Here is a 10712-nt window from a genome sequence, read left to right as displayed (position 1 = left end):
CGCGCATCCTGATGCTCCCCCTCATATCGAAGCGAATCACGAACCAGACTTAAGCGAAAGGGTTTTTCAGCAGCCTGTTAAAGGGGGCGGATTCCAGAAGCGCGCTGCCGCTCCTTCTCGCCGCCGCGGCGCTGTTGATCGTTTGAAGAGAGCGCGATTTCGACAAAATGGGCGTTCATTGTTAGGCTGCAGGCGGTCGCTCGGGTCGCGGATCGATCCCGGGATGCGCTTGAAGGATTTTTGGGAGCGCGCTTTTGCCGACATCGCTCGATTGCGTTCCGGATGCCTGGGGACCGAAATTCGCCGCGGAAGGCGGCGCCGCCACGCGAACGCAGACCGGCCCCAACGAGATCGCCTTCAAGGCGCCGGCGCATATGGCGCTGGTCATGCTCACGCCCCAACCCGAGCGGGAAGTCGCGCTGGACAGCGATCGCAAGACGGTGGCTTTGGCGCCCGTCGGGACCATCGAAGTCGTGCCCGCCGACGCCGAATTATTCGCCCGGTGGCGCGTGACGAAAGAGAACATGCTGGTCGCCTTCACCCGGGAAGAATTGGCGCGGCTCGCGGGCGCCGAATTCCAGAACGAGCATGTCCTGTTCAGGCCGCCGTCGCCGGGGCTGGTCGACCCAAAGGCCTTGACCCTCGCGAATTTGATCCGTGAGGAATTTCAACGCGGCAAGGCGCTCGACGACCTTTGCGTCAGCTCGCTGATCACGGTCTTCGGCATCCATCTCCTGCGCACTTATTCCTCGCTCGGCGATCTTCCCAACCGCCCGATCAGCGGAGGTCTTTCCCCCAAGGCCTGGCGGCGCGTGACGGACTATATTCACGCCAATCTCGGGCAGAATTTATCGATCGAGCGGCTGGCCGACGTCGCGGGGCTTTCGCCCAGCCATTTCCTGCGCGCCTTCCGGCAGAGCGCTGGGCAGGCGCCGCACAGCTATGTCATCGCCCGGCGGCTCGATCTCGTCGAACGGCTCGTCGCGACGACGGATTCGTCTCTTGGCTCCATCGCGAGAACAGCCGGATTTTCGAATAACAGCCATATGACGGCGACGATGAAGCGGCTGAAAGGAATTGCGCCAAGCAACCTTCGGCGCGACCAGGAGCCGCGCGCCAAAGATATTGCTTCGTGACTGATTGGCCCGGTCACGGGCTTGTCCAGAGAGCCAGCGGCGTCGAAGAGAATAAGGCCGCGCCGCGGCGTCGCCCGGTCTGTTCGGCGACATATCGCAGCGCCGCTTCGCGGCTGGTGAAGATCCCGCCGTCCTGGCCGCGGGAATCGACGGCGATCCAGCGGCCCTGCAAATCCTGTCCGATCGTGAAATAGGGGACCGCTTGTTGTCGGATCGCGTTGCGTGGCTGGGCCACGGATATCGGAATAACCATTTTGGCGTCTGTTCTTGAGCGATCCGTATTGTGGACCGCAGCAGCGCTTTTGCCTCCGAAGCGGATAAGGGATCGATAGGAAAGCCGGGCGCGAATAATAAGAAATCCATAGTCGCGGTTTTTCGACAACCAACGATACAACCCTCCGGCCCACCCGACGCGATCGCTGAAGACTTCGCGGCAATGGTTTCCTTATGGCGAAAGGCTCCCTTCGATATGGAAGCCTTGCGACGAACGGCGTTATCAGAAACGCCGTCAAACGCACGTCGCGAGAGGGATTGATTAACATGCTGTACGCTCATTCGCATTCAGGCGGAGCGACGCGCGGGCTGGCGACGAAAGCCCACAGCCGCCCACTTTCTCATGGCGTCGCTTTGCGCAGCGCGCGCGACCTCCCGGTCGTCGCCGCCGCATTGTTCATTCTGGTTTTGCTTTGGGCCGTCTTGGCGCAGCCGCTCCATCCGAAGTTCGGCGGCGCGGAGGGTCCGCAAGGCTGCGTCTATCTCGGGCGAGCGGGGTCGCATTGCCCTGAACGTTCCGGCGCCGACGCGCGAAATGGCGATGAACAGAATTGCGTGTTCCTCGGGCGGGCGGGAAAATATTGCGCGCCCGAACCATCGTCCCATTGAAACGGAAGGATGACAGCAAGCGGCTCGCCGGAAGGGTCCAGCCGCTTGCTTGTCGTTGCGCGCAATCGCTCTTTGTTAGCCGATAAGTTCCCGAGGGCGTGACGCCGATCCATGCGCCTCGCGACGATCGGATCACGCCCGATCGTGACGAGCAATCCCGCACAGGTCGTCTAACGATGCGTCGCGTGAACGGCGCAGCTCTGTTGATGATCCCAGCGATTGCAATGGAGGAACGCCGGGTCGCAGAGGAGCAGGATGGCGATCCATGTCAGAAGCCCGATGACGTAAATCGAGCCGTTCTTCAGGCGCGACAGGCGCCGATCATGGATCGCCTGATAGGCGCGCGCCCGTCGCCGGGGCATGGAAACGGGTGAGGGCAAAGCGGCGGAAAGATGTTCGAACAGCATTTGGGCCTCGCGGAACCAATGATGCTCAGCCTTCTAATGCGCCTCGGCGCAAATTTTCCATTCCGTCTTTGGGTCATCGGCATAAAGAACGCGTTTTGGTCCTGGCGGCGCGCCGGTCTCGATCTCGGCCGAGCGTTCGTAACGCGATCCTTATTTTCCGACGCCCACGTCCGAATGGATTTCTTGCGTCCGCCGGCGTTACACGAAAATCGACTTCAACAGGATCGACCGGGACCGGCCACAATGCCAATCGCACATCCGCAAGGCGGCGGCGCAATGCGCCGCGTGGGGACCAGCCTTCATCTCGACGAACTGTCTCGCGTCATCGACTTGCGCGTCGCCTATGACGTCGCCGTCGTATCCGCCGCGCTGCTCATCGGCGCCCTGTTGTGGCTCGCCTTGGCGCGACCGATTCCTGCGACGCAACATTGCGGTTTCGCCGCGCCCGAGGGAAGGCCTTGCGCCTCCGCGCCAACCTCGCATTGAACGCAGCGAAAGAGGGATTAACGCGGGCAGTTCGTCAGATCTTTTTCCTCGATGCTGACGATCGCTCCGACCTCCAGCTTGACGCCGGTGAGCGTGCATTTGCGGCCGTTCTTGAGCTTGACCCGGGCGTCGTAAAGGCCGGGATCGACATTGCGCAGGGTCAGGCGCTCGTCGACATCGATCTCCCTGTCCTTGTCGTCCAGCGTGAGATTTCGCCCGAACTTATTCGATCCGCTCGGCGCCAGACGCAAATCCACAATGGTGGACGCCGTCAGGTTCCAGATCTTCATGGGCTTGACGTCGGCCTGCGCCAAGGCGGTCGAGCAAAATCCCAGGATCGCCAATCCGGCCACGATATATTTCGACGACGCCATTCTCCCCTCCGATGTCAACGCCATCGCGCCCGCATTTTTCGGAAAGGCGATGACAAGGCGCATTTTCTGCGCGTGTTCTGTCTGGCGGATCTTTAGCATCCGCGCGGGACGCCCGGAAGACGAAACGGGCGGGAATTCGTCCCGACGCGCCGCCCTCCCTCCAGCGTCACGCGCGATAAGCAGCGATGTGGACGCCGAAGCGATTGATCCGATCCCGGCGAAGCGATAAAATTCACGCATTGACATTGGAGCGGCGCGCCGGGGGGCGGTCGCGAGCCGGAATCGACGACCCGCGCGGGACGCCCGCTATTCGCCGGGGAGGGACCGCAATGTCCATTGCAGCGAAACTGAAAAACCATCTGACGCGTAAACAGGTCCAGTTCGACCTGACCGAACATCGCCTCACCAACGGCGCCATGCCGACCGCCGAGGCCAGCCATATTTCGGCGGACGATCTGGCGAAAGCGGTCGTGGTGCGGACGGGCGAAGGCTATCTGCTGGCGGTTCTGCCCGCCTCGCAGCGCTTGAGCCTGTCGCGCCTGCGGCCGGCGCTGAAGCAGGATTGCGCCCTTGCGACCGAGGGCGAGATCGACAAGCTGTTCGACGATTGCGCGCATGGCGCCATCCCGCCGGTCGGAGAATGCTACGGCCTCGACGTGATCGCCGACGCCAGCATTTTCGAACGGCCGGATGTCTATTTCGAAGCCGGCGACCATCGGACGCTGGTCCATGTGAGCCAGGCGGAATTCGTCCGGCTCAACGAGGATGCGCGGCGCGCCCATTTCGCCGCCGCGCTCGAATGACGCCCCGTCCGAAGCGAGGCCGCGCGGGCTTCACGGGTAAAGGCCGCGCTCGGCGTGGGCCTTCAGGATGCGCTCGCAGGCGAGGATGAAGGCGGCGGTGCGCAGTGGGACATTGCGCTTCGCCGCCATCTCCCAGACATGTTCGAAGGCGTCGAGCACGATGCGGGCGAGGCGGTCGTTGATTTCGTCCTCGGTCCAGAAATAGCTGGCGAAATCCTGCACCCATTCGAAATAGCTGACGGTCACGCCGCCGGCGTTGCAGATGACGTCCGGCGCGACGGTGATTCCGCGCGAGGCCAGGATGTCGTCGGCTTCGGGCACGGTCGGTCCATTGGCGCCTTCCAGCACCAGACGCGCCGTGGTGCGGGCGGCGCGCGCGGCCGTCAACTGGCCTTCGAGCGCGGCGGGAATGAGAACGTCGCAGGGGATGTCCCAGAACGCCTCGCGCTCGATGGTCTCGCCGCCGGGAAATCCCGAGACGCCGCCCTCGCGATGCCGGTGGGCGGCCAGTTCGGCGATCGAGAGGCCGTTGGCGTTGGCGATGGCGCCGCCGGAATCCTGAATGGCGACAATGCGCGCGCCGGCGCCGGCGAAAAGATCGGCGGCGACCGAACCGACATTGCCGAAGCCCTGGATTGCGACGCGCGCGCCCTCGACCGGCATGGCCAGCCGCCGCATGGCCGCGCAGCCGACGACGAACACGCCGCGTCCGGTCGCCTTGACCCGGCCCAGCGAGCCGCCGAGATGGACCGGCTTGCCGGTTACCACGCCGGTGCTGGCGAGGCCGGTGTTCATGTCATAGGTGTCCATCATCCAGGCCATGATCTGGGCGTCGGTATTGACGTCGGGCGCCGGAATGTCCTTCTGCGGCCCGATGATCGGGCCGATTTCGCTGGTGTAGCGCCTTGTGACGCGTTCGAGTTCCTTGCTTGACAGAGCCTTCGGATCGATGCGGACGCCACCCTTGGCGCCGCCGAACGGAAGGTTGATGGCGGCGTTCTTGACCGTCATCCAGCCGGCCAGCGCCATCACTTCCTCAAGCGTGACCGCGGGATGAAAGCGAACGCCGCCCTTGCCGGGGCCGCGCGACAGATTGTGCTGGACGCGATAGCCCTCGAAATGGCCGATGGAGCCGTCATCCATTTCGATGGGCACGTCGACGATCAGGACGCGCTTGGGCCAGCGCAACGTCTCTGTCAGATAAGAGAGCGGGCCGAGAAAAGGCGCGGCCCGCTCCACCTGCGCGATGAAGGTCCCCCAGGGGCTAGTCGCGGACGGCCGGACATAGGAGACGCCGCCGTTCAGGACCGAAGCGCGCTCGTTCATCCGGTCGACATCCCTTCCTCAGCTATGCCGCCGGCGGCGGTCTTGCTCGAATGTCGCCGCAAAGTGACGCGCAATGCTAGCGGTTTTTTGGCGAAGGCCGCGGCGCCTCCTGCGGGCGTCGCATGGTCCACGATGGCGGATCGCTGGCGGGAAAGGATTCCCAAGACGCTTCCGACACGTCGTCCCATGGCTCCGCCGGTTCGGTCTTCGGCGCGTCCTTGTGTTCGGCCGTTTCCGGATGGGTCTGCGGCGGCCGGTCGCCGCGCGGATGTTTCTTTCGAGCGCCCATGGTCATCTCCCTTGTTCGTTTCGACGCCGGTCGCTCATCCTGATGGACTCATGGCGCGATCACGGCCTGATAGGCGCGCCAGCTCGCATGGCCGATCACGGGCAGGGTGACGGCGAGCCCGATAAAGCCAAGCGCCATGCCGCCGGCGAGCAGCAGAATGACCAGGCCGGCGAACAGCGCCATGGGGCGCGGATTCATCAGGCAGGCGGTGAAGCTCGTCGCCACCCCTTCGACCACGCCGACCTTGCGATCCAGCATCATCGGCAAGGCGAACACGCCGCCCATGAAGGTCAGGGCCGCGAGGCAGGCGCCGAGCGCGAGGAACAAGGCGAGGAATTCCAGGCCGTTGGCGGTCAGGAAGGTCGCCCGGAGCAGGCCGGGAATGTCGAGCGTCGCGTCGGACGGGAACGTCAGCGCGAAGACGATCTGTGACAGCCGGGTCCACAGCAGGAACACGAACATGAAGGCCAGCGCCGCATTGATGATGGAGCCGGCATTGTCTTGCCAGGCGGTCAGCGCGCGCAGGAAGGTCGGCTGCCGGCGCTGGTCGAGGTCGCGGCTGATGGCGTGAAAGCCGAGCGACAGCAGCGGCACCAGCAGCATGAAGCCGCTGGCGAGCGGCAGCAGCATATAGATCTTGTCAGTCGCCCACAGGCCATAGGTCAAGGCGAATCCGATCACGACGAAGATCAGGCCATAGGCCAAGCTCGCCGCCGGGGCCGTGAGAAAGTCGCTCCAGCCTGCGGAAAGCCATAGATAGGGTTGATCGGCGCCGACAAGGCGGACCCGATCCGCATAGGGCAGGGACGGCGTCGCGCCGCCGCCATGTGAGAGGGTGATCACGGGACTGCTCCCTTTTTCCGGTCGACCGCGCTCCTCCCGGCCTTTCGCGCCGACGGACGACCGATCGCGCGAGAGCGTCGGAGACGAACCCCGCCGGGCCCTTGCTTGTGGAAGGGTGGACGCCGATCCGCCCGGCCGGGCAGGCGCTGCGGCGAAACGGGGCGCGCGGGGCTGGTCCTTCGTTCCCGCATGTCCGGGGACGCGGTCCATTCCGGACTATAACAAAGCTGCGGCCCCGGACGTTCCGTCGCGCCGGCAATATCGGACCTGCGGCTTTGCGCAGCATGACATCGCGCTCGCGTAGGTCTATCATGAGGGGCGAGTTTGGAGATCGCGGAAAATTGCGATCACGCTGACTCCGCTTTACCGAAGCCGCGATCTCTCGACCACAGGTTCGGGAGGACTTTCCGATGCGGATCAAACATCCGGCCGAATGGGGCGCGACGCAGATCGCCGCGACGGGACAGGTTCTGCTGTCGACCGGCCACGCGCTCCTTCACACCGACGTCGACCCTTCGCTCGCGCCGATCCAGGTGCGGCCCATCGCTTATGCGGATCTTGGCGATGCGCTGCGGAAAGGCTGGGACGATTTTCTGGCCTTTCGCGACGACGTCGTCTTCCTCTGCTTTTTTTATCCGCTGGCCGGTCTGACCCTGGCCTATCTGCTGTCCAGTTCCGGCCTGCTGCCGCTGATCTTCCCGGTCTTCGCCGGCTTTGTCCTGATCGGGCCTTTCGCGGCGGTCTGGCTCTATGAGATGAGCCGGCGGCGGGAGCAGGGCGATGCGGTTTCATGGGCCGATGCGGCGCGCATTTTCGCCTCGTCGAACGCCGCCGCGATCTTCAAGCTCGGCCTGTTGCTCGCCGCTGTGTTCGCTCTCTGGCTGGCGACGGCGATGCTGGTCTACGACCATACGCTCGGGCCGAAAATGCCGGTGTCGCTGGCCGCCTTCGGTCATGACATCCTGCATAGTACGGCGGGATGGCGGCTGGTCGGCTTCGGGCTGGGGGCGGGACTGATCTTCGCTTTGGTCGTGCTGGCGGTCGGCGTCGTCTCGTTTCCGCTCTTGCTCGACCGGCGCGTCGGCGTCCTGACGGCGATCGCCGCTTCGGTTCGCGCCATGCGCGCAAGCCCGGGCCCGATTCTGGCCTGGGGCGTGATCGTCGCGGCCTCGCTGGCTGTGGCGATGGCGCCGCTGCTGATCGGCCTGATCATTGTCTTTCCGGTGCTCGGCCACGCCACCTGGCATTTGTACCGCAAGGTCGTCGCGTGAAGGCGGGGTGGGGCAGGGGCGGTCCGTTCCCGGACGCCTTGACCGACGCCAAATTCGATTCTTAAATCATCCCGCGCCGGATGACATTGACGTGACATTGGGATGACGCTCGGCGCGCGGGCGCCTCGTCCCATGGGCGTTTGTTGGTGGAAGGATTGCAATGTCCTTTGAAATCGAGCGCAAATTCCTGGTCACGGGCGACTCTTGGCGCCATGCGATCATCGACAGCGATCTGATCCGCGATGGGGTGGTCAGCGAACATAACGGCGCCAAGGTGCGCGTTCGGCTGGGACAGCGGGCCGCATGGCTGACGGTCAAGACCGACCGCGCCGGTCCGAGCCGTCTCGAATATGAATATGAAATCCCGCGCGCGGACGCCGAAGACATGCTCGTCCACATTTGCGACGACAAGATTTTCGAGAAGACGCGATACCAGGTTCTCCATGGCGGAAACACCTGGCAGGTGGATGTCTATGACGGCCGGCTCTCCGGCATTGTGCTGGCCGAAATCGAGCTGCAAAGCGAAAATCAGGCTTTCGAAATACCCGAATGGGTCGGGCAGGAAGTCACCTATCACCCGCATTTTCACAAAAGGCACATCGGGCGGCTCTGCCACGACGCCGGACGCCCGCTGACGGTCGCGGAACTGTTGGACGAGCGCGCCGAAGGCGGCGTCGCAAGCGACGCCGCCCGGCTGGCCGGCTGAGGGGGGAGACTCCGGCCGGTCAGTTCGTGGAAGGAAGCGGCATGACCGGCATTCCCGGGCCGATCTTCTGCAAATTGCCCTCGATCACGCGATCGCCTTCGGCGACGCCGCGCGTGATGGCGACCAGGCCCTGGAAGGTCGGGCCGAGCGCCACCATGCGCTGTTCGACGACATTGTCCTTGCCCACGACATAGAGATATTTGCCGAGCTGGCCCGAACCAACCGCCGCCGCCGGCGCCATCAGCGCGTCGGGATTTTCGCGCAGATGCAGCCGCACGCGCACGTATTGTCCGGGCAGCAGCGAGAAATCGTGATTGTCCACGATGGCGCGCGCGGTGATCGTGCCGGTCGACTGGTCGACGCTATTGTTCAGGAAGCGCAATTCGCCCAGACGGCCCGCCTCGCCCTTCTCCGTCAGGATATCGGCCTTGACCGGGCCGGCCTTGCGCGCCTCCTCGATGGCGGCAAGGTCGGTCTCGCTCGGGCTGAAGGTGACATAGATCGGGTCGAGCTGAACCAAGGTGTTGAGCGGCGGCCCGGCGGGGCTGACCAACGCGCCGATCGGCGCCTGGTTGCGGCCGATGCGTCCCGAGAAGGGCGCGCGGATCTCGGTATATTCGAGATTAAGCTCCGCGGCGCGCACGGCGGCCTTGGCGGCGGCGACGGCGGCCTCGGCCTGTTTCAGCGCGCTGGTGCGCTGGTCGTAGGAATCCTTGGCGAGAAAGCCGGTCTGGGCCAGCTTGCCGCCGCGTTCGAGATTGATGCGGGCGTAATCCAGCGCCGCGATCTCGCGCTGTTCATTGGCGCGGGCCTGATCGAGCGCGGCCTGATAATCGCGCGGGTCGATCCGGTAGAGCAGGTCGCCCGCCTTCACGTCGGCGCCGTCGGCCGCGACCTGTTGCTGCAAATAGCCCGATACCCGGACCTGCAAGGCCACGTTCTGCAGGGATTCCGTGCGCGCCGCATAATCCAGCGTCACGGGAATGGTTTTCTTCACCACCGCCGCGACCGGCACGGGCATGGGCGGCATGGGCGCGGCCGCCCGCGCCTGGCCTTCACCGCCGGCGTGGCGCGCGTCGTGGGTCAGAACGAAAAGTCCGGCGCCCGCTACAGTGAGCGACAGCGCGGTTGCGATCAGCTTTTGAGCTTTCATCGGTCACTTGCTCCAATTCATTCCGCCGCGCTGGGCTGCGCCGGCAGGGCGTCTTGTTCGGGAAGGCGCGAGAAGCCGCGTTCGCGCAGCCGCTCGATGAAATAATAGAAGACCGGCACGAACAGCAGGGTCAGCGCCGTCGCCGCCAGCATGCCGCCGAAGACGGTGGTGCCGATCGAGCGGCGGCTTGCGGCGCCGGCGCCGGTCGCGACCATCAGCGGCGTGACGCCGAGGATGAAGGCGAAAGCCGTCATCAGGATCGGCCGCAGGCGGAGGCGTCCGGCCTCCGCAGCCGCCTCGACGATGCCATAGCCTTCCTCGCGCAGCCGACGCGCGAATTCCACGATCAGGATCGCGTTTTTCGCGGCAAGGCCGATCAGCATCACGAAGCCGATCTGCGAATAGACGTCGATCTCGATCCCGCGCAGCGAGATCGCGAGGACCGCGCCGAACAGAGCCAGCGGCACCGCCAGCAGGACGACGAAAGGCATCGTCCAGCTTTCATATTGCGCGGCGAGGATCAGGAACACGAAGACCAAGGCCAGTCCGAAGATCAGCGAGGCCACCGAGCCCGCGCGCAGCTCCTGCAGGGTCACGCCGGTCCATTCGAAGGAATAGTCGCGCGGCAGGACCGTCGCAGCGGCGCGTTGCATCGCCGCCACGGCTTGCCCCGAACTATAGCCGGGCGCCGCGCCGCCATTGATCAGCGCCGACGCGTAATTGTTGTAATGGGTCACGGTTTCCGGCCCGACAATGGCGCGCAGCGAGCCGAGCGTCGAAAGCGGAACCATGCCGCCCGAGGCGTTGCGCACATAGAGCCGTGAAATGGCCGAGGGATCGGCGCGCGAGGCTTCATCCGCCTGCAGGGTGACACGGAAGGTGCGGCCGAACAGGTTGAAGTCGTTCACGTAAAGCGAGCCGAGATAGATCTGCAGCGTGTTGAACACGTCCGGCAGATTGAGCCCCAGCAGCTTGGCCTTGGTGCGGTCGAGATCGTAGTTGAACTCCGGCGTCGAGGCTCCGAAGGGCGAGAACA

At 64.6% G+C, this 10712-nt stretch carries 12 protein-coding genes; 5 read left to right on the top strand and 7 right to left on the bottom strand.

The annotated features are described in order from the left end of the window. Window positions 1-254: 254 nt before the first annotated feature. Window positions 255-1136 carry a helix-turn-helix domain-containing protein gene (locus ACE3S9_RS08380; protein WP_374545992.1) on the top strand — a complete coding sequence of 294 codons (882 nt, stop codon included), beginning with the start codon at window positions 255-257 and terminating at the stop codon, window positions 1134-1136. 13 nt (window positions 1137-1149) lie between these two features. On the opposite strand, the gene ACE3S9_RS08375 is transcribed toward ACE3S9_RS08380, so the two are convergent. Both ACE3S9_RS08375 and ACE3S9_RS08370 read right to left on the bottom strand, forming a co-directional pair. Beyond that, on the bottom strand, window positions 1150-1530 hold the full coding sequence (locus ACE3S9_RS08375; RefSeq protein WP_374545991.1) for a hypothetical protein: 381 nt from the start codon (window positions 1528-1530) through the stop codon (window positions 1150-1152). A gap of 658 nt (window positions 1531-2188) precedes the next feature. After that, window positions 2189-2425: a hypothetical protein gene (locus ACE3S9_RS08370; RefSeq protein ID WP_374545990.1), complete on the bottom strand. Its 237-nt coding sequence runs from the start codon at window positions 2423-2425 to the stop codon at window positions 2189-2191. A 276-nt stretch (window positions 2426-2701) separates the two neighbouring features. Here ACE3S9_RS08370 and ACE3S9_RS08365 point away from each other — a divergent pair, with 276 nt between their 5' ends. After that, window positions 2702-2911: a hypothetical protein gene (locus ACE3S9_RS08365; RefSeq protein WP_374545989.1), complete on the top strand. Its 210-nt coding sequence runs from the start codon at window positions 2702-2704 to the stop codon at window positions 2909-2911. Window positions 2912-2928: 17 nt separating this feature from the next. On the opposite strand, the gene ACE3S9_RS08360 is transcribed toward ACE3S9_RS08365, so the two are convergent. Beyond that, complete coding sequence (locus ACE3S9_RS08360; protein WP_374545988.1) at window positions 2929-3285, bottom strand: hypothetical protein; 357 nt, start codon at window positions 3283-3285, stop codon at window positions 2929-2931. A gap of 329 nt (window positions 3286-3614) precedes the next feature. On the opposite strand from ACE3S9_RS08360, the gene ACE3S9_RS08355 reads away from it, so the two are divergent. Further along, a complete protein-coding gene (locus tag ACE3S9_RS08355) occupies window positions 3615-4088 on the top strand; it encodes an aminoacyl-tRNA deacylase (protein ID WP_374545987.1) in 474 nt (157 codons plus the stop codon). Between the two features lie 30 nt (window positions 4089-4118). Here ACE3S9_RS08355 and ACE3S9_RS08350 read toward each other — a convergent pair whose 3' ends face one another. Next, window positions 4119-5414, bottom strand: a complete 1296-nt coding sequence (locus ACE3S9_RS08350) for a Glu/Leu/Phe/Val dehydrogenase (protein WP_374545986.1) — start codon at window positions 5412-5414, stop codon at window positions 4119-4121. Window positions 5415-5751: 337 nt separating this feature from the next. Next, complete coding sequence (locus ACE3S9_RS08345; protein WP_374545985.1) at window positions 5752-6546, bottom strand: DUF2189 domain-containing protein; 795 nt, start codon at window positions 6544-6546, stop codon at window positions 5752-5754. Between the two features lie 410 nt (window positions 6547-6956). Between ACE3S9_RS08345 and ACE3S9_RS08340 the strand changes: the two genes are divergently transcribed. Next, on the top strand, window positions 6957-7817 hold the full coding sequence (locus ACE3S9_RS08340) for a DUF2189 domain-containing protein (protein ID WP_374545984.1): 861 nt from the start codon (window positions 6957-6959) through the stop codon (window positions 7815-7817). Between the two features lie 160 nt (window positions 7818-7977). Further along, complete coding sequence (locus ACE3S9_RS08335; protein WP_374545983.1) at window positions 7978-8523, top strand: CYTH domain-containing protein; 546 nt, start codon at window positions 7978-7980, stop codon at window positions 8521-8523. 19 nt (window positions 8524-8542) lie between these two features. Here the strand turns inward: ACE3S9_RS08335 and ACE3S9_RS08330 are convergent, their stop codons facing one another. After that, a complete protein-coding gene (locus tag ACE3S9_RS08330) occupies window positions 8543-9676 on the bottom strand; it encodes an efflux RND transporter periplasmic adaptor subunit (protein WP_374545982.1) in 1134 nt (377 codons plus the stop codon). A gap of 17 nt (window positions 9677-9693) precedes the next feature. Further along, window positions 9694-10712: efflux RND transporter permease subunit (locus ACE3S9_RS08325; RefSeq protein ID WP_374545981.1), on the bottom strand; the 1019-nt coding region annotated here is incomplete at its 5' end.

It is taken from the genome of Rhodoblastus sp., from assembly GCF_041915505.1.
Taxonomy (GTDB): Bacteria; Pseudomonadota; Alphaproteobacteria; order Rhizobiales; family Beijerinckiaceae; genus Rhodoblastus.
The sequence above is the reverse complement of the archived record's forward strand: the minus strand, read 5'-3'. Positions and strand labels throughout refer to the sequence as shown.

Bases quoted from the DNA above. Each gene is read 5' to 3' on its own strand.
- ACE3S9_RS08370 (WP_374545990.1), bottom strand. From the start codon at position 2,425: ATGCTGTTCGAACATCTTTCCGCCGCTTTGCCCTCACCCGTTTCCATG.
- ACE3S9_RS08365 (WP_374545989.1), top strand. From the start codon at position 2,702: ATGCGCCGCGTGGGGACCAGCCTTCATCTCGACGAACTGTCTCGCGTC.
- ACE3S9_RS08360 (WP_374545988.1), bottom strand. From the start codon at position 3,285: ATGGCGTCGTCGAAATATATCGTGGCCGGATTGGCGATCCTGGGATTT.
- ACE3S9_RS08355 (WP_374545987.1), top strand. From the start codon at position 3,615: ATGTCCATTGCAGCGAAACTGAAAAACCATCTGACGCGTAAACAGGTC.
- ACE3S9_RS08350 (WP_374545986.1), bottom strand. From the start codon at position 5,414: ATGAACGAGCGCGCTTCGGTCCTGAACGGCGGCGTCTCCTATGTCCGG.
- ACE3S9_RS08340 (WP_374545984.1), top strand. From the start codon at position 6,957: ATGCGGATCAAACATCCGGCCGAATGGGGCGCGACGCAGATCGCCGCG.
- ACE3S9_RS08335 (WP_374545983.1), top strand. From the start codon at position 7,978: ATGTCCTTTGAAATCGAGCGCAAATTCCTGGTCACGGGCGACTCTTGG.
- ACE3S9_RS08330 (WP_374545982.1), bottom strand. From the start codon at position 9,676: ATGAAAGCTCAAAAGCTGATCGCAACCGCGCTGTCGCTCACTGTAGCG.